This is a genomic window from Clostridium sp. E02, from assembly GCF_003833015.1.
Lineage (GTDB): Bacteria > Bacillota > Clostridia > Lachnospirales > Lachnospiraceae > Lacrimispora.
Genome location: NZ_RJLQ01000008.1, coordinates 36333 through 54256 on the forward strand (window position 1 = coordinate 36333; position 17924 = coordinate 54256).

Annotated in this window: 27 protein-coding genes; 3 read left to right on the forward strand and 24 right to left on the reverse strand. The window is 38.9% G+C overall.

Annotated elements, in window-relative coordinates; translation table 11 throughout:
* Positions 1 to 46 precede the first annotated feature (46 nt).
* From EFT72_RS07395 to EFT72_RS07470, 20 genes are all read right to left on the reverse strand, one after another.
* Positions 47 to 769 carry a hypothetical protein gene (locus EFT72_RS07395; protein ID WP_124066273.1) on the reverse strand — a complete coding sequence of 241 codons (723 nt, stop codon included), beginning with the start codon at positions 767 to 769 and terminating at the stop codon, positions 47 to 49.
* A gap of 14 nt (positions 770 to 783) precedes the next feature.
* Positions 784 to 1218 carry a hypothetical protein gene (locus EFT72_RS07400; RefSeq protein ID WP_124066274.1) on the reverse strand — a complete coding sequence of 145 codons (435 nt, stop codon included), beginning with the start codon at positions 1216 to 1218 and terminating at the stop codon, positions 784 to 786.
* A 94-nt stretch (positions 1219 to 1312) separates the two neighbouring features.
* Complete coding sequence (locus EFT72_RS07405; protein ID WP_124066275.1) at positions 1313 to 1852, reverse strand: sigma-70 family RNA polymerase sigma factor; 540 nt, start codon at positions 1850 to 1852, stop codon at positions 1313 to 1315.
* An 89-nt stretch (positions 1853 to 1941) separates the two neighbouring features.
* The gene (locus EFT72_RS07410) at positions 1942 to 2673 is read right to left on the reverse strand and encodes an MBL fold metallo-hydrolase (protein WP_124066276.1); all 732 of its coding nucleotides are present in this window, start codon (positions 2671 to 2673) and stop codon (positions 1942 to 1944) included.
* 1 nt (position 2674) lies between these two features.
* A complete protein-coding gene (locus tag EFT72_RS07415; RefSeq protein ID WP_124066277.1) occupies positions 2675 to 2944 on the reverse strand; it encodes a hypothetical protein in 270 nt (89 codons plus the stop codon).
* A 38-nt stretch (positions 2945 to 2982) separates the two neighbouring features.
* Positions 2983 to 3129: a hypothetical protein gene (locus tag EFT72_RS19235; protein WP_164473109.1), complete on the reverse strand. Its 147-nt coding sequence runs from the start codon at positions 3127 to 3129 to the stop codon at positions 2983 to 2985.
* Positions 3126 to 3488 carry a hypothetical protein gene (locus tag EFT72_RS07420; RefSeq protein ID WP_124066278.1) on the reverse strand — a complete coding sequence of 121 codons (363 nt, stop codon included), beginning with the start codon at positions 3486 to 3488 and terminating at the stop codon, positions 3126 to 3128. The genes EFT72_RS19235 and EFT72_RS07420 overlap by 4 nt, the downstream gene beginning before the upstream one ends.
* A 9-nt stretch (positions 3489 to 3497) precedes the next feature.
* Positions 3498 to 4427 (reverse strand): recombinase RecT, encoded by a 930-nt coding sequence (locus EFT72_RS07425; RefSeq protein WP_124066279.1) that lies wholly within the window; start codon positions 4425 to 4427, stop codon positions 3498 to 3500.
* A 2-nt stretch (positions 4428 to 4429) separates the two neighbouring features.
* Entirely contained in the window at positions 4430 to 4618 is a 189-nt protein-coding gene (locus EFT72_RS07430) for a hypothetical protein (protein WP_124066280.1), read from the reverse strand.
* Between the two features lie 2 nt (positions 4619 to 4620).
* Positions 4621 to 5208 (reverse strand): HD domain-containing protein, encoded by a 588-nt coding sequence (locus tag EFT72_RS07435; RefSeq protein WP_124066281.1) that lies wholly within the window; start codon positions 5206 to 5208, stop codon positions 4621 to 4623.
* Positions 5205 to 5726 carry a hypothetical protein gene (locus EFT72_RS19650; RefSeq protein WP_243109972.1) on the reverse strand — a complete coding sequence of 174 codons (522 nt, stop codon included), beginning with the start codon at positions 5724 to 5726 and terminating at the stop codon, positions 5205 to 5207. The genes EFT72_RS07435 and EFT72_RS19650 overlap by 4 nt, the downstream gene beginning before the upstream one ends.
* A complete protein-coding gene (locus EFT72_RS07445; RefSeq protein WP_124066282.1) occupies positions 5727 to 5975 on the reverse strand; it encodes a hypothetical protein in 249 nt (82 codons plus the stop codon). It lies immediately after the preceding gene.
* Positions 5968 to 6123: a hypothetical protein gene (locus EFT72_RS19240; protein WP_164473110.1), complete on the reverse strand. Its 156-nt coding sequence runs from the start codon at positions 6121 to 6123 to the stop codon at positions 5968 to 5970. The genes EFT72_RS07445 and EFT72_RS19240 overlap by 8 nt, the downstream gene beginning before the upstream one ends.
* On the reverse strand, positions 6123 to 8126 hold the full coding sequence (locus tag EFT72_RS07450; RefSeq protein ID WP_124066283.1) for an AAA family ATPase: 2004 nt from the start codon (positions 8124 to 8126) through the stop codon (positions 6123 to 6125). The genes EFT72_RS19240 and EFT72_RS07450 overlap by 1 nt, the downstream gene beginning before the upstream one ends.
* Entirely contained in the window at positions 8104 to 8577 is a 474-nt protein-coding gene (locus EFT72_RS07455; RefSeq protein ID WP_124066284.1) for a sporulation initiation factor Spo0A C-terminal domain-containing protein, read from the reverse strand. The genes EFT72_RS07450 and EFT72_RS07455 overlap by 23 nt, the downstream gene beginning before the upstream one ends.
* Positions 8574 to 9203, reverse strand: coding sequence for a single-stranded DNA-binding protein (locus EFT72_RS07460; RefSeq protein WP_124066285.1), 630 nt, complete (start codon positions 9201 to 9203; stop codon positions 8574 to 8576). The genes EFT72_RS07455 and EFT72_RS07460 overlap by 4 nt, the downstream gene beginning before the upstream one ends.
* A 52-nt stretch (positions 9204 to 9255) precedes the next feature.
* Entirely contained in the window at positions 9256 to 9429 is a 174-nt protein-coding gene (locus EFT72_RS19245; RefSeq protein WP_164473111.1) for a hypothetical protein, read from the reverse strand.
* A gap of 12 nt (positions 9430 to 9441) precedes the next feature.
* A complete protein-coding gene (locus tag EFT72_RS19250; protein ID WP_164473112.1) occupies positions 9442 to 9582 on the reverse strand; it encodes a hypothetical protein in 141 nt (46 codons plus the stop codon).
* Positions 9579 to 9767 (reverse strand): hypothetical protein, encoded by a 189-nt coding sequence (locus EFT72_RS07465; protein WP_124066286.1) that lies wholly within the window; start codon positions 9765 to 9767, stop codon positions 9579 to 9581. The genes EFT72_RS19250 and EFT72_RS07465 overlap by 4 nt, the downstream gene beginning before the upstream one ends.
* Positions 9768 to 9930: 163 nt before the next feature.
* Positions 9931 to 10185, reverse strand: a complete 255-nt coding sequence (locus EFT72_RS07470) for a helix-turn-helix transcriptional regulator (RefSeq protein WP_124066287.1) — start codon at positions 10183 to 10185, stop codon at positions 9931 to 9933.
* 156 nt (positions 10186 to 10341) lie between these two features.
* Here EFT72_RS07470 and EFT72_RS07475 point away from each other — a divergent pair, with 156 nt between their 5' ends.
* The 3 genes from EFT72_RS07475 to EFT72_RS07485 all read left to right on the forward strand — a co-directional run bounded on the left by EFT72_RS07475 (position 10342) and on the right by EFT72_RS07485 (position 13292).
* Entirely contained in the window at positions 10342 to 10995 is a 654-nt protein-coding gene (locus tag EFT72_RS07475; protein ID WP_124066288.1) for a LexA family transcriptional regulator, read from the forward strand.
* Positions 10996 to 11181: 186 nt separating this feature from the next.
* Positions 11182 to 11547, forward strand: coding sequence for a hypothetical protein (locus tag EFT72_RS07480; RefSeq protein WP_124066289.1), 366 nt, complete (start codon positions 11182 to 11184; stop codon positions 11545 to 11547).
* Between the two features lie 173 nt (positions 11548 to 11720).
* The gene (locus tag EFT72_RS07485) at positions 11721 to 13292 is read left to right on the forward strand and encodes a recombinase family protein (protein WP_124066290.1); all 1572 of its coding nucleotides are present in this window, start codon (positions 11721 to 11723) and stop codon (positions 13290 to 13292) included.
* On the opposite strand, the gene EFT72_RS07490 is transcribed toward EFT72_RS07485, so the two are convergent.
* From EFT72_RS07490 to galE, 4 genes are all read right to left on the reverse strand, one after another.
* The gene (locus tag EFT72_RS07490; RefSeq protein WP_124066291.1) at positions 13241 to 14368 is read right to left on the reverse strand and encodes a YifB family Mg chelatase-like AAA ATPase; all 1128 of its coding nucleotides are present in this window, start codon (positions 14366 to 14368) and stop codon (positions 13241 to 13243) included. The two genes, EFT72_RS07485 and EFT72_RS07490, sit on opposite strands and share 52 nt — an antisense overlap.
* A 164-nt stretch (positions 14369 to 14532) precedes the next feature.
* Positions 14533 to 15315: a TIGR03915 family putative DNA repair protein gene (locus tag EFT72_RS07495; RefSeq protein ID WP_124066292.1), complete on the reverse strand. Its 783-nt coding sequence runs from the start codon at positions 15313 to 15315 to the stop codon at positions 14533 to 14535.
* Positions 15312 to 16652, reverse strand: a complete 1341-nt coding sequence (locus tag EFT72_RS07500; protein WP_124066293.1) for a putative DNA modification/repair radical SAM protein — start codon at positions 16650 to 16652, stop codon at positions 15312 to 15314. Before EFT72_RS07500 ends, EFT72_RS07495 begins: the two co-directional genes overlap by 4 nt.
* A gap of 151 nt (positions 16653 to 16803) precedes the next feature.
* A complete protein-coding gene (gene galE, locus EFT72_RS07505; protein ID WP_124066294.1) occupies positions 16804 to 17838 on the reverse strand; it encodes a UDP-glucose 4-epimerase GalE in 1035 nt (344 codons plus the stop codon).
* Positions 17839 to 17924 lie beyond the last annotated feature (86 nt).

Below are 17924 nucleotides of genomic sequence, written 5' to 3' on the forward strand. Positions count from 1 at the left end.
CCCTTCTTTCTTCGCCGACTCATAGACTGAGCCGGCGATATAAATATTATGAGATCACTGTAAACTGTGGGAATTCTAATAATTCACTTTGTAGATATTCCTTAATACTTTTCATTGCTGCATTTTTCCAAGCTCCACCATCAGCCTCAAATATTGCACATTCAACTCCATGCCCTTCACTCTGCCGCATACGGAACACAAAAGCACTCACAGGCTGTTCTACCTCAACAAAGGTTCGAAACGGGCGAAGATAAACCGGATTAGGAACAATTGCCTCTTCTACAGAAGTGATACCTGTTTTAATAGTAGCCTTTTGAGTTATGCCATCATCACCATACTGAGCAATAGATTCGTCTTTCACAGTACCAGCAAATCTTAACAATAACTCACGATCCTTATTTTCAATAAATTTAGACTGTAAAGCGATTATAAAACTTTCATGGTCAATATATCTTCCGTATTCAAAGCATGGAATCATAGCCTTCACATTTAAAAGGCATTCACGTTTCCGATCCAAATCAAGACAAGAAATTAATTTGACTTCTGTTGGGGACATTACCTGTACCAGCATCTGTTCCGACATTTCATCAGTAAACGCCTTAGCATAATCCACCAAACTGGTAAGTGTATTCATTTCAATGGCCGCTGCGCGCAAGTTATTGTCAATACGATGAACCTGCTTGTCGGTGTATGTATCCCCGTTTATTGTTAGAATCTGTGCTTCATTTAATCCAACCACATATTGTAATGCGTCCCTTGTCATATCCATAATTCATTTCCTCCTTAAGCCTGTTTGCTTGCCCTCATATCAACTACTTTGCCTTCTTTTTCCAGCTTGATCTCGCCGGTTTCTGTATCGACACTCTTTCCATCAATCACTATGTCACCTTTTGGTATTAGACATTCTTCTAACGACATCTGACCACGAAGCTGCTTACCATATTCTGTAGCAAATGTTTCTCCAGTTTTCAAATTCTTACCTATCGCCATTCTAGTAGCGATAGGAACAACAGGTGCTGTCTTTGTTTCTACAGATACATCTACCTGCGCATCGTCTCGATCTTCATTCTGCTGTAAAGTCACCTTAACGGTAATAGCTCGCTTATTTTTCCATGGGGTATTCGGGTCCTGCATGTTGTCCAGAACTTTTCCCATAGCTACATCAAACTTTTCCTGTAGGGCACCACCTGCAAACTCTTCCAAATTCACTTTTACCATGTTATCTTCCTCCATAGGCACAAATTATAAGTTACATATATTTCAACCCGGGTTAAAATCGTTTTATAGTTTAGAGACTTTTCGGTCCTATTTATCAGTAACTCCTTAATCTTAATTTCATCTTTTTAAGTATTTTTTTCTCCAATCGGCTGACATAAGATTGAGAGATTCCAAGCCATTCAGCTACGTCCTTTTGAGTATGAGATTCTTCACCAATCCCATAAAGTTGACAGATTATTTTACATTCTCTATCCGGAAGAGAATGGATTATTTTATGAAGCTCTATGGTCTGTTCTTCCTGCTCTAATCTCATCATTTGTTCATCTTCGTAGTTTAATGTATCTTCAATGGTCAACGGATTTTCATCGGTACCATGAATAATTGTTTCAATTGATAATGCTTGAGGATGCCTTTTATTTTTACGAATATACATCAAAATCTCATTGTAAATCACTCTGGTAGCATATGTAGCGAAATTTATCCCTTTGTCTAAATCAAAAGTATCTGCCGCCTTTATCAGGCCAATCATAGCCACGGATTCATAATCCTCTTCATAGCTGAACTTCTGGGCTACTGAAATAGCCAGTCTCATATTATTTGTGATTAAGCATTCTCTACGTTTTTGTGGTTCCATAGAACGGAGTATTCCAATATCATTCTCATCTCTGTTAAATTTAGGAATGCTTTTGCTCTCACTGCAAATCGTAGTAATCAACTCCTTTGCTAAAAAGGATCTTTATTTAATTCCATAATAATCCCCGGCACCGCACAAACTACATTTACGTTCCTTCCCGTCACTTTCTGCATTTCATTGGTAAAATACTTACCCGAACTCGAACCTGCTCCCAAATGGCACATTATGACAGTTCTAAGGTTTGGTGACTGATTCGCTTTAATGGCTCCAATACAAGTTTCCAGAGAAGCATGGCCCAGAAGTTTGTGTTCGTAGTTCGGAAGGTCCTTATTAATAAACTGCTCCTGGTAATTTGCTTCGATCAGAAAGTGTTGAACCTGCTGCTTCTGGAAATTATATGGTATGTACTCATAGTCAGTGATAAACAGCATTCTTCCCATTTCCTTATGTTCAATCAGATAACCATAGTTCGGCGTTCCATTGTGAGGAACATAGAAAGGAATACACTTAAATCCTCCCACATGGAATGTCCTAAATTCTGGAACATAATAAAACTGCGCTACAAGGATTTCTCCCACGGCTTGTTTTGTTTCATCATTGGTATACACCGGGATTCCGGCTTTTTGAAAATCTTTAGTATATTTAGAATGATCTGCATGCCCATGTGTGAGCAAACAGCCTTTTATCTTTAGAATTTGCCAGTCAATGGCCTTTTTGATATCTTTAAACGGGCAGCCACATTCCAAAAGCAGGATTTCATTATCTGCTATAAGAGCATATCCGTTTCCCTTGCTGGAGCTACCAATTACTTTTAATACCATTTCAGCCCCCTGTTTTCATATAACCTTTAATAGGGCACATTTCTTCCCATATTTTCATTAGATTCATGGTACTTAATTTTAAATAATCTTTTCTGCCTTTCCGTTCCAACCTGATACTTTCCAAATCTATGTAGCAGGTTGATATTCCTAATTGCAGGAGGAGATATGGAATATTACTATCATAAAAAAGCCAGCCTTTTACTCCTTCATATGGTTTGAAATTTCTCAATCCTTTAGTCCTAGCAAGTTCATCTGCTTGTAATTCTGACAAGTCATGAAGATATGCTCCTGATTGAGTAATAAGAGCTATCATGATTGCTCCCTTCCATCGTAATCCTCACAAGAATGGCTGTAATCTGTTTCAAGGCCGTAATCCTCTGAATCTGGATTATCACAAACCCATTCATTAAGCGGTATAGGGATATGATGTGCGCACGTTCCACAACATTCTTTCATTCTCCCACCTCAATTTCCTCATCAGCCGGGAAGCGGAATATACGGGGAAGCATATGATATTCAACGCTTCCTTGCCCCTGACTTGCCGGCATAATCTGACCACCAACAGTGGATTGCATTAAATCATCCAATTCTTCCTGTGAAAAGCCACAATCTGAAATAATCAGGCTTGGCATTATTCCGATATATTCCTTATGTAACATTTCCATGGCTTTCTGGGCCTTTTCATTCGAAGAATAGTTTGCCAACAAATCTACACGTTCACTGTTACATGTTTTACATTTGATTTGATTATTCTGAATCTGAATGCAAATCTGCTCATATGGATAATCAGTGCCGCTTTGCGATATGATTCTCATGATATCCTCCTACGCCCAATCCGGCTTTTGCGGCTGTGGTGCTGGCTCCGGTTCGGGTTCAGCCTGCTGCTCTGATATTTCCTCTTCACCTGCAGGTAATTCATCCTGTTCAACCGGATCAGATTCCTCTGGCATTGGAAATTCCTGTGCATTGGCATAACTCTGAACATCATGGGCCACATCTTCTGCAACAACGTCAACCGAATCAATACTTTCTGCCGTTTCAGCTGCTTCGACGGCAAATACATCACCATACTGCTGAACAATCTGCTTACAGGCTCTGGAAATCACTGTTTTTTTTGCCATCATATCGGTGAATTCTGCATGAGTGCCACTGTTCTCTTTGTAGCCATAGCCTTTCTTCCAAGCCGTTTTAATCTGGTGAATGTTCATCACTTCCATGTATGTACTGCTGCTGTCACCAAGGATAACGATGCAATAGGCACCTTTGATTTTAGTTAAGTCAATATTCTCAAAATCCTGTGTATGTTCATCAAGAATTTTTCGGCCGTTTTCAATATGGTATTTGAACGTATCTCCTTCATAGATGACTTCGGCATTAATATCTTTTGCGCCGTATCTATGGGCCATTGCTTTATGTCCATGATAGGACACCTGGCATTGTAACTTCCCGCCGTAGGCTATTGGATAACACTGCCGTTTCTGCATAGACAATCCCATTGTCACCATATCCATAAGCGAATTGGCAATACTGGCCTGAGAGCAGGTTTCTAAAACATATTTACCGTTCCTGTCCTTAGTTTCTTTCAAAATGAGATATGCTCCCATTAATGCATTCGTAGGATTATAATCTGCCGGGAATGTAAGTCCATATTCCTGCTTCTGTTTCAACTGTGCATTTAAGCCGTCAATAAGGGCATTATTTACAATTAATGCTGCCTGCTGATTTGCAGTTGTCGCAACTTCCTGTTTTGCCATGATTATCTATCCCCTTTCTGGCTTTTGAACATCTGCCGAAATCTCTCCAGCCAGTTAACACCAGCTGCCTGCCGAACCATATTTCTTGAATTACTATGGTACGCCGCCGCTGTTGCTACGCTACCCAAAACCTTACGATTCTCATTAAAACTCCGGTGACTTCTCTGTTTATGTTTTAATGCTCCTGACATCTCTATTTCTCCTTTTCCAATAAATAAGTTGCTTCCATATCCGCTTCATGCAATGCCAGAACCAAAGGATATTTCTCCATGGCAGTTCCCAGAGTATTCCAAAGTTCTTTTGGCTCGTATGAACCCATGTGCCAGCGAATGGCATATCTTTCAGCCGGCAACAGCTTTATATATTCCTCAATCATCATGACTGACTTTTCACCGTGCCCATACGGGATCCTATCATCCACTGTATAGAATGGAACCTGTACCCAGGCGCCGGATTCATCTTTTTTGTTACGCATTTCAGTGATGTAAAAATACGTTTTACAAAGGTCATGAAGCAAAGAAGAAATTACGACGCTTTCACTTTGCACATTTACTAATATTTTGTGCCAAATAGCATTGTCACTGGCTTTCTTTTCTGCCAAACAATCAAGAACATTCAGACTATGTTCCAATAAGCCACCCTCATATGCTCCGTGGAATCTGGTACTGGCCGGAGCCGTATAAAAATCACTCTTACGGATAAATTCAAGGAGATTTTCGATTCCTGGGCGCTTTGTTTCCAATAACAACTTTTCAAATCTTTCAACTAATTCCTGGTTCATATTTCCTCCACTTTTTCGAATTCATAAACGCTGTTCATGGTCTCAATTTGAATCCGGTTTTCTCTTTTACCAATGTCTGTTACAGGACTCGTTCTCAAAGAAAATCCCCGGTAATCGGTACCATCAGCTTTAGCAATGTAATTAATCGTCATAGGAAGCCCAAAGTGTGCCTTTGGTTCTTCACAAATTCGGCCGACCCGTAACGGATATCTCCCATCATTTCTTGGTGTGCCGTCTTTATGGTAGATTCCAATAATTTTGTATCTCTCCAAACATTCAGTAGCTTCTTGTAATTCAGCCACTGGTTCTTTTTCTGTAACTTTCCCTACAATTGTTTTTACCTTAAGTGTAAATGCTTTAATCTCGCTCTCCGGCACATCAATTTCGGTAACAACTCCCTTTGCAGAAGAATTTATCTGAACCAAATCCCCTATAGATACTTCTTCATCAGAAAAATATGTATATGCTTTACCGCTGGGGATTTCTCCCTTTAAAAACTTCACTTTAATAATCTGCATTTAGATTTCCTCCATTTCCTTTTCAAGCTTTCCGATCTGTTCATCAATGAGATCTTTAAAGTTGGCAATTAACCTGCACATGCTTAATGTGCCAAGGTCGGAATTGCTAGCAACTGTTTCTCTTCCAGAAACAAGCCTAAACACAATTGAATAACATTCCGGCGGCATGTTAAAAGACTCTTTTAAATCTTTTAGATTTCTGATCTGTTGCATAATTGGTTCGGCTTTCTCAAATTGAACTTTATTCACTTTGGGTTTTCTCCATTTCCTTTTCCATCATTTTGGCTATTTGTTTCAAATATCTCATATCTTCATCTTTTAGGCGTTTACCCGCCGTAATAAATATCTTCAATGCGTGCATGAACTCAGTAATGCGAACAAGGCTATCAGCGTCCATTATGCAACCTCAACCATCAACTCTTTGTTATCTGCTCGGCTCATAACAATCAACTGGCTATCACATACTGGCAGCCGCCACGGGTCAAGGCTTTCCCCGTCATCAAGAATTACAGGACACTGAATGCCTACAATTTTCTGAATAGTCAAAGCGATAATCATCATGGCTTCTATCTTCCTGCCATGGTTCGCCGTATTGTCATGAATCTCATATCCATCAATTCTTGGGACACAGTAATCTTTCTTGTATCCGCCGTTCTTAGCAAAGGCAAACAAATCCCATGTTACCCTGCCGCCAAAATAGCTGTTAATTGAATCAACCAGAAGTTCATTCTTTCTTTGATCAAGCTGATCCAGTAAATCAAGAATTCTTTCACAGTCAGCTTTCGATTGTTCTTTCTGCAGCTGTTCATTACGGAGAAACGATAATCGTTCTTCCAATTCCACATTCTTAGCTGTTCTGGATATCTTCTCTTTCACAGAATCCAATTCTGCCTGAATCTCGGTTTTCTGTAACCGTAGTGTGGCTCGATAATCAGCTCCTGTATTCACAGATCTTAGAGCTTCTTCCTTTTTGAGAATCTCTTGGCAAAGGGCTTCATATTCCTGATTGTCTGATAAATCAACCTTATCAGGGAGGGAATTTAACTCCTCCAAAGCTTTGTTTTTGGCACTATTGACAGCAACTTTCTGCTCATTAGCAGTCTTAAGACGGTTCTCTATATCTGAAAGTTCGATCCCTTCCATACGCTCAACCTCTGCTTTTAATGTGCGGCCCTTTTCGGAAATGGAAGTTAACAGATCCTTCCTTTGCTGTTCCCACTCATTTTTGTCATTCTCATACTTCGCACGGTGCTTCTGGCTGTTTACTTCATACTGTTCTTGTTTTTGTACCTTAATGTATTCTGGTAGATCCTGTCCGCAGGTTGGGCAGACAAATACATCTGATTCCAATTTAGGAAGTGCTACATACTGAGGAAAGACTCTCTGCGATGTATTAGTGTATTCTTCCAATAAACTCGATTTATGTTCCTTTTTTCGGTCTATAGCTTCCAGTAATCTTTGCTTATCCATTTCCGCCATAGAAGAATTATTCATGGCTCGCCGAAACTGCAGTTCAGCTTCATCAATTCGCTTCTGAATCTCTTTCCTCTGCTCAATCAGAATTGCATTGGCAGCCTGCTCAATGCCGGAACGTTTAAACTGTAATTCCATAATATCTTTGGACATGGAATCAAATTGTCTGGACTGTGAAAGGGAATCTTCTTCCTGTTTCTCAATGCCTGCAATCTGGCGCTGCAGCTCGTTCTTCTGCAGTTCTATTTCCGCAGTATCAATATCATCTACAATCTGCCGATTAACCTCGTCTATACGCCCAGGATAACCAGCGATTTCTTTATTCAGTTTTGTAACACTGGCTTTATTCATGGAGGAAATTTCTTCGATATCATACTTTTCAAGCAAAGGTGCCAGTCCTGCAAATTCCGGATACTTAGCCACAATATCATTTATGGAAATATCCTGCGGTAGTTTAAAAAGGAAGTCTCTCATATCCTTAGGTTTCTTTGCCAAAAACGCACCGATATTCATACACATAAGCAGATCATCAAAGCTGAAATCGAAATAGGCGATAAAGTCTTTAAGATTCTTCTCAACACCGTTTATGGAATATGTATTATCGTCAGAGTAACTACCGTCTTTTTTAGTGGTCCGCTTCTGAACTTTCTTTGAAATGATTTCTTTCCCATCAACTTCCATTGTGATTTCACCGACCACCGGAACATCTGCCACAGGAACCTTGTCAACTTCCCGACGCACCTTCGGATTACTGGTCAAGTCATTGCCTACTCCGTGAAGCACCCACATGAGCAGTTCTGCAGTGGTGGATTTACCCAAACCATTTGCACCTTTAATGTGGGTAATCTTGTCTCCAAACTGCACATCAAAGTTTTTAAATCCTTTGAAGTTTTCGCAGTGTGCGCTAACCAACTTTACTACATGCATTTGAATTTACCTCCCTTAACTCTTTTATAAATCTCTGGACAGCCAGAATCATATTATCTTCCAAATCCTGATACGGATCTGAGGATTCTTTAAATTTCTCTTCTGCTTTTTGAGTATTGTTTTCCGCTACTGTACACTCTTCTTGTTTCAAGCGATAATACAAAAGTTTTAACATATTTGAATTAGTAGTGTTATCGAATGATAAGTACTTTTCAATAGCATCATGCTGACCTTTAGCAATAACAACTTCAAATGCATGCCGTATTGCCCTTTCTACTCGGCTACCAGAGGAATTGTCCTTCTTACCGATGTTAGTATATAATGATGTAATCTTGTCCTTTTGATGTCCGCTATCAAACAACTCAATAATATCTACAATATAGTCAAGTCCTATTAAAGAAGCGGGCATGCCCATATTGAGCAATACATTTTTAGCCCTGTCTTTAATCATTTGTCACATACCTCCAACTGCGAAACTGAAACCTCATAAGCCAAGCGTTTTACAATCTCTGTCTCTGAAAGTTTCTTTTCGTATTCCCTGCTCTGAATTCTTCCATATATTTCCATCCGACTGCCGACAGAAAGCCCCATAGCATATCTTGCGGTTCTCCCCCATACGATGCAGGGAATATAATCTGATTTTCCATATGGGCGGTTCACTGCAAGAAGCAAATCTGCAATCTCCCGTCCAAGCGGAGTCTTCCTATATACCAGTGGTTTGCACAGAAACCCATTTAGCGAAATAAAATTCGTTTTCGTATAGTCGGTGAATTTTTGATCCATTAAGATTATTTCCTTCACGAAAACTGAGAGAACAAGTCTTTTTTTATCTCCACCGCACCGGTTAAATGAACGAAATTGACCCATAATTTCTACTGTGCTACCCATAGATACTTCATTCATATTAAGCAGCCTTTCCGAAATAATAAGTGGAATAATGTCCACCTGTTCGCTGAGACGCTTTACAGCTAAATCTACTGTATAAAATTCTTCGCCGAATGCCTCATGGTTAAAGGTAAAACCGGAAACAATTTCTCCGATTAAAGTAACTGTATTGTTGGTAATTATTGTATCCATCTTGATTTCCTCCGAATCTCTACGTATAATAGAGATGAAATGTATTTAATAGTTACTTGGATTCCCTGGGAGTTGCACCTCCTGGGGTTTCTTCTTTTTCAGCTTCAATAAGTCCTGTTACAATCGCATTGATCCACCATTCCTTTTGATTCCAATTGACCGTAACTGGTGCATTTTCATCAATCACCTGCAAAATAATTTCTGCCGCTTTCCACTTGTCCATCATAGGGGTTACCTCTCAATCCTCATCTGCCGTGCCAATGATTCGGCCATCATTAATGTATACCGCACGCCGCGCTCCAGATATAATCTGTATGTCCAATTCTGAAATTGGCATTAAATTAACGCTTATCTGCTCTTCTTTTGAAAACTCATTCATGCAAGTTTCTCCTCCTTCTTTTTAGATTTATGGGCAAGAACATTTTCCTGAATCGGGTTCGTTCTTTTCCCGTTTCCAATGGACCCGATTTTTTTAAGGATCTTCTCTACTTCTTCTGGACCCACAATGCAATCATCATAGACTTCGATAATTGCATTTCCAATTTTTGTTTCCTGTACTTTCAATTATTACACCTCCCTACTTATCTCCCCTTTTTCTTGTCATACTCTTCCGACCCCTCAATAATGTAATTACTGGGGCCAACCAGAATACATTTTATGGAGGAACTACTTCTCTTCTTTTTTCTAAATCTTTCTGTTCTAAACAACCCATCTATCTTCACCCCCTCTATCCAATTTTCTTGTTCTCTGAATCATTCGTCCCTATTTTGGGACGTTCGGATAAAAAAATAAGAGTTTTCATTTCATTGTTCTCAATGCCAAGTTCTTCACATATTCTGTCAATTTGATCAGTATTAAAATATCCTTTCCCATTAATCTTTGCATTTATAGTATTCTTGGACATTCCAATTCTCTTTGCTAGCATTCTCTGCGACATTCCTGCTGAAACAATAACACCCATTAACTTGTTTTTATCAACCATAAATCTTCACCTCCGTTCCATTTTTGGGACACCTTTATATTAGCACACCATAAATGGAAAGTCAACCCATATTTGGGACGATATTAAATTTATCTTTGTACATTGTATTGCATTATTGGGACGAATGTGGTAATATATCTTCAGGAGGTGATTAAAATGAGCGAGCGTTCGAAACGTATTTTGTTTGCTATAGAAAAATCCGGATTATCCTATGGTGAACTTTCAAATATAACAGATATACCAAAGTCTGCTTTACAAAGATATGCTACTGGAGAAACAGAAAAGGTCCCTATAGATAGGATTGAAGCTATTGCAAATGCTACTCTAGTATCTTCCGCTTATCTAATGGGTTGGGAAGATAATAAAGATAATAGTAATTCCAATGTTCACACTATATCCAATGTCTTCCATATAGAATTAAAGCGATTCTCTCTTGCCGGCGAAATTGCTTGTGGAAAACCTGTATTTGCGAATGAAGATAGAGAAAGCTACATTATGACAGGAACTGATATCAATGCTGACTTCTGCTTAAAAGCAAAAGGTGATTCAATGATAAATGCCAGAATACATGATGGAGATATTGTATTTATCAAAAAGCAGGACATTGTAGAGAATGGTGAAATAGCGGCTATAGTTGTTAATGGAGATAACGAAGCTACTCTGAAAAGATTCTATTACTACCAAGAAAAAGCTTTGATGATCCTTAAACCAGAGAATCCGACTTATGAGGATTTGATATATGTTAAAAACGAACTGAATAACGTTCATATTCTTGGAAAAGCCGTAGCATTTCAAAGTGATGTAAAATAACTTGAAACGGGAAATCGGTTCAGACATTGAGCTGATTTGGCTATACAATATGGAGAAGAACGGTATAATGGAATCCGTAAACGATGGCATTAGAGATATGGATTTTACAAGCGAAGGTTAATGCAGTATTACGATTAAAATAGCTTATGGCGTTTTAATAAAATTCTAAAGAAAAGGAGAATGAGAATGAAAGAGATACTGAAAACGATTTCATTAATTGAATTAGTTGGAGGAGCCATAGCAAGTTTTTTCTTTGCTAAGTTTTTTGGAGTTAGTATATTATTCACGGGTGAAACGGAAAGAAACTGGTTATTGACTATTTTAATCTTCGTGTTTGCATTATTTTGTACTTTTGTAAATTTTGTAATATTAATGGCAATCTACGAAATTTTAGATAATCAAGGTCGAATCTACGAAAAATTAAATCAAACAACAATAAAATTAGATAAACAGGAGGACAACGAACCATCTTTGAATAAATGGAAATGTTCGACGTGTGGCAAATATAACTATAATTACGTTGGAACCTGCAGTTGTGGAAACACTCGTTAAAAATCGAAATCAAAAACCGCCCGGTGCTATCAACATCGAACGGCTTCATATAAAATTATACCGGCAGTGCCGATACACTATTCTTGCAAAGTCATTGTATCATCCTGGCACTAAACTGTAAATCGGTATAGTGTAATTTTTATACTTATTTTCAAGAAAGAAGGTTATATTCAATGTCTGATTATCTAATGTATTTGAGAAAGTCCAGGGCTGATCGTGATTTTGTTGAAGAAGATGTCATGAAAACTTTAACTCGGCACAAAGAACGTTTAGATGCATTCTGCCGGGATCAGCATATTGCTGTTTCCAAGGTGTTCTACGAGATTGTTTCTGCAGACTCTATCGCAGCGAGACCAGAGATGCTTAAACTGCTACAGTTGGTTGAAGCAGGCAAGTATGAAGGTGTTATAGTTATTGAAATGGATCGTCTTTGCCGTGGTGACAGCATTGACCAGGGAATTGTAATCAATACTTTTAAATATTCCGCCACCAAAATTATAACTCCATATAAAACATATGATTTTGCAAATGAATTTGATGAAGAATATGCTGAATACGGTTTAATGATGGGGCGAAGCGAATATCGAAAGATAAAGCGCCGCCTCTGGAATGGACGGCTTGATTCTGTTCATGAGGGCAAATATGTTGGTGGAAATCCTCCGTATGGATACGAAACCTACAAACTTCCCAAGCAAAAAGGGTTCTCATTGAAAATCATTCCAGATCAAGCAGATGTAGTTCGCCTTATTTTTGACATGTATGTAAACGGCTTTTTGGAAAATGGCGTATTTAGAGAATCAGGTTCTTATGTAATAGCAAAGAAACTTAATGAAATGGGATATGTTGACCAATTCAATCTTCCTTGGAATCAAAGTCATGTCACAAAAATTTTAACTGACGAAACATATACCGGGAAAGTTGTCTTTATGCGACGCAGAGAGCAAAAAGAAGTTAGAAATGGGGAATTAATTACTATTCAGGTGAATAATAGTCCAGATAAGCTTGTTGTAAACGGTCTTCATGAAGCAATAATTAGCGAAGAATTATTTCAAATGGCAAAGGAAAAACGTGCCCTAAACCGAATCCCACATCTGCGCCGAGCAGCAGAAATGCAGAATCCTTTATGCCATATTGTAAAATGCGGATTGTGCGGGAAAAATCTCCGCTTACGATCAGCAGACAGCACTGGACAAAGGGGACTTTTTTGCGCCAACGTTAATTGTTTATGCAAAGGCTCATATTTGGGATTGGTGGAAGACCGACTAATTTCGGTTTTAAATCATTGGACTAAAGATTACCTTATAGAAAATAAAAATACTGAAGCTGATGATATTATACCTATAAAGTCTCTTGAAAAGACAATTACTGTGCTCAAAAAAGAAATGGAAGTGGCACAAAAACAGCTTGCAAATATATATGATTTGTTTGAAAAAGGTATCTATAATTTAGAAATATTTAGCGAACGTTCATCAATTTTAAATAGTACCATTTCTTCACTTAAAGAGCGATATGAAGCATCACAGAAAGAATATAAAAAATTTCAGGAATACAAAATTGCAAAAAGGACACTGGTTCCTAAGATTCAAACAGTTATTGAAAAATACAATTCCATAGAAACGGCAGGAGAAAAAAACATTTTGCTCAAAGAAATCCTTGAGAAGATTGTATATGTAAAAGAAAAAGGAGGCAAAACTCATGCAGACAATTTTACACTGCAAGTTTTTCCTAAGATTCCAAAATTGTAATTTTTACCGCACTGATATTCACCTCTATTCATAGCCGCCGCCAACATAAAATCAGCTGGAAACTCATAAGCTCCCTGCATCCTTGAAATGGTTATATGACCATCTTCCAAAGGCTGTCTTAGGATTTCCAACGTTGATTTTTGGAACTCTGCCAGTTCATCCAAAAACAAGACTCCACCTGATGCCAGAGATATCTCACCGGGTTTGGGAAAACGTCCTCCTCCAGCAAGTGCATGAGAACTAATCGTGTGATGTGGACTTCGAAAAGGACGGTTCGATACCAAAGGGATCTCTTCTGTTAGAAGACCAGATACGCTATAAATTTTTGATATTTCAATCATCTCTTTTTTCGTTAAGGAAGGTAAAATCGTTGGAATTCTTTTCGCTACCATCGTTTTTCCTGTTCCCGCTGGACCAATATACAATATATTATGCATACCAGCCGCCGCCACTTCTGTTGCACGGCGAAGCAATGGCTGCCCCCCAATTTCAGAATAATCCATATCGTAATGACTCGCCTGTATTCTACAAATCCCTTTTCTATTTGTTTGTCCCAAATCTTTTAATGGTTTGTTTAAGCATGCAACTAATTCTTTTAAATGATTCACACCGATGATTTGGATTCCGTCTATTAATATACTCTCTTCAACATTGTCCATAGGGAGAAAACAGAATGATTTTCTGTCTTTTTTTGCAGATGCTGCAATGGAAAGCGCGCCGTGTATTGGTTTGATTTTACCATCTAGTCCAAGCTCTCCAGTAAACACACATTGATTTAAAACTTCTGGTTGAATTAAATCGGAGGCTGCAAGAACAGCAATTGCAATGGGGAGATCAAATGCAGCTCCCTCTTTACGGATATCCGCTGGGGATAAATTAATTGTGACTTTTTTTGAGGGAAGTCGAAAGCCCGAGTTCTTAAGCGCAGTACGAACACGGTCTTGTGCTTCTTTTACCTGAGAAGAAAGATAACCAACCATGGAAAAGCCCGGAAGACCATCGCTGACATCTGCTTCCACCATAATCGGGACTCCTTCTACTCCTGTAATTCCTACACTATAAACTTTACTGTACAAGGTATTACTCCTTTCCTATTCAGTGAAACAAAATGGATATTCATGCAGAAATGCATATGAAAATTCAAGAATTTGAACTTAGATTAATGATAACTAAAAAAGAAGGAAAAAGCAAGATCAATTTCTACATAATCCCTCTTTTTCAACCATTTAAAACTTAGAAATCATTCGGTATCTTTTAAACTTTGAGAGAATTCAGGCATATAAGGCCGGTAACGCAAAGGCATATGGTTTCGCTGACAAGTTATATTTATTCGTTCTCTTATGGTAACATTTTTCCGGAATCGTTGAAAGAGATTTTCATACTCATCCTCTCCTTTCGCTTTGTTTAACTTCTGTTCCCATTCAGAAGAGTTCAGTTCAGACAGAAACCACAAACGGCCAGCGGGATGAAATACAGCTTTTTTCCGATTTTCATCATAAAGCATCCAGTTTTCTCCAGACAGCCGATCCATAAAGTGAGGTGCAAGAAGTACCAGTACATCATTCTTAGGTCCTATGCGGCTTACCAACAGTCCCTCCTCCATCTCTACAAAACGGACAAAACCGGTAAGAAGATGAGTCTCATTATCAACAAAGCGGTTCATCTGAAATATGTCATATACCGCCTGTATCTGTAGCTGGTCCGTAACCCTTCGGCCAATATGAAATCCGTAAATCAAAAAACGGTAAATCTTATCTGCACGCGCTTTGTCAACACTTAAAGTTGCTTTATAAACGGTTTCATATGCTTCTTCCGATATCTTCTTGCGTATGGATTGAATCACTCTATCTGCATTCTCTAAATCGCAGGGGACTTCTACATATTGACAGAACAGCTCTATGGTCTCTCCATCATCAAACAGTGCAAGTTTCACATTCTCATGGCCCTTTCTGCTTGTCCAAGCAGCATATACACCACTTAATATTCCTTCCAGACTGTTTTCACATAAATATACTGTCTTCACAGAGAAACACACCCCGTCCCTATCTGAATTTTGTCTTTATGCTGAACCCCAACATCATCAAAAAGTGAAAGTTGGCGAAACATTCCTGACGAGCTAATATCCCATACTTTTCTCTTCTCATCCCCCACCAGATGACGACAAATATAATCTTCTTCAATCTTTACAGGATACATCATTCTTCCAGAACAAGTAATAAAATAATGAGCTCTTTTTAAAACCACACCGATCTTTTTCAATGCATCAAAAGAGAGTGGTCCCCCCCTTCTGGCTGCTATGATTCGTCTAACCGATTTAACACCCATACCTGGTACCCTTAAAAGCGTATAGTAATCGGCTTGGTTTATCTCTACCGGAAACAGTTCTAGGTGACGCAGTGCCCAATCGCACTTTGGATCTAGAAGTACATTAAAATTAGGCCGTTCCTCTGAAAGGAGTTCCTTCGCTTGAAATCCATAGTAACGCAACAGCCAGTCGGCTTGATAAAGTCTGTGCTCTCGAAGAAGGGGAGGACCACCAGGAAGTGAAGGTAGTTCACGATCCTGATTCACTGGAACAAAGGCGGAGTAATATACTCTTTTTAAATCGTAGTTATTATAAAGAGCTTCAGCAACCATCATCATCTGAAAATCACTCTCGGGTGTAGCTCCTACAATCATCTGGGTACTTTGCCCTGCCGGTACGAAAGAAGACGTTTTCTTATACTCAACCAGTTCAAACTGATTGGCCGTAATTCCTTTTTGTATCTGTTTCATAGGGGTCAGTATCTTTTCTCTGGTCTTTCCCGGTGCTAATTTTTTCAACCCCTCCGCTGTGGGGAGTTCTAAATTAATGCTCATCCGGTCTGCAAGAAATCCTGTTTTCTCAATCAAAACGGGGTCTGCACCTGGAATCGCCTTCACATGGATATAACCATGGAAATGATACTCCTCTCTCAATTTCTTCAAAGTCTGATAGATAAGATCCATTGTATAATTCGCATGATGAAAAATGCCTGAACTCAAAAACAGTCCTTCGATATAATTACGGCGGTAAAACTGAATGGTAAGCTGACACACCTCATCTGGCGTAAATGCGGTTCGAACTACATCATTTGAGCTTCGGTTGATGCAGTACTTACAGTCATAAATACACTGATTGGTAAATAATATCTTTAACAGTGAAATACATCTGCCATCTGCAGAAAAGCTATGGCAGATTCCTGCTTTACTGGCACTTCCTATGGTTCCTGCCTTACCTTTTCTATCCACACCACTAGAAGAACAAGACACATCATACTTTGCAGCATCGGATAATATCTCCAGTTTTTCTTGTACACTTAATTGTTCCTGTATTAACACTTCATCACCTCGAACACTTGTTCTTTTGTTCTATTCTAGCACATATGATCTACAAGTTCAAGCATTTTCGAATCTATGTTCTTATATTGAAAAAAGGAGAAGAAAGAGAAGGCGTTTAACCATGCAAAACTGCCTTCTTTTTCTTCTCCCTCTAGGATGATTGGTTCAATTTTGTATATCCTTGTGGATTGTTCTTCTGCCAGTGAAAAGAATCCCGACACATATCCATAATATCTCGTTTCGCCGTCCAGCCAAGCTCTTTTTTTGCTTTCCCTGGATCAGAATAACACTGTGCAATATCGCCAGCTCTACGATCCTTAAGATCATACGGTATCGTCAATCCATTGGCCTTTTCAAATGCATGAATCACATCAAGCACACTATAACCGGTACCAGTTCCCAAATTATAAATCCAGATATTACCTGTTTCAGACTTCATCTTTTCCAATGCTTTTACATGACCAACCGCCAGATCAACCACATGGATATAATCCCGAATACACGTTCCATCTGGTGTATTATAGTCACTTCCGAAGACCCCCAGCCGTTCTAGTTTCCCTACTGCCACCTGAGTAACATAAGGAATAAGATTGTTTGGAATTCCCTTTGGATTTTCTCCGATCCGTCCCGACTCATGAGCACCAATGGGATTAAAATACCGAAGAATCATAACCTTCCACTCTGGATCCGCTGTATTAAGATCCGAAAGAATCTGCTCAAGCATTCCTTTTGTCCTTCCATAAGGATTGGTAATTTCCCCCATGGGGCACTCTTCCGTAATCGGAACAAATGCAGGGTCTCCATATACCGTTGCAGATGAACTAAATACAATGCTTTTTACTCCATGTTTTCTCATAACATCACAAAGAACCAAAGTTCCAGTTAAGTTATTGTGATAATATTCCAACGGTTTCTCCACCGACTCTCCCACCGCTTTCAGGCCTGCAAAATGAATGACTGATTCAATATTTTCTTTTTGAAAGACCTCTTCCAGTGACTTATGATCTAATAGATCCACCTCATAAAAGGTTAAATTTTTACCCGTAATCGCTTCGACTCTTACCAATGACTCTCTGCTTGAGTTACATAGATTATCAACAACCACGACGTCAAACCCCGCTTGTAATAATTCTATGCAGGTATGACTTCCTATGTATCCGGCACCTCCTGTAACTAAAATAGACATGTTGATATCCTCCTTGTTGAATGTACTATCCCTATTATAAGCAGTCGAGAGGAAAATAACAATGTAAAATCTTTTAAAAAACAGTT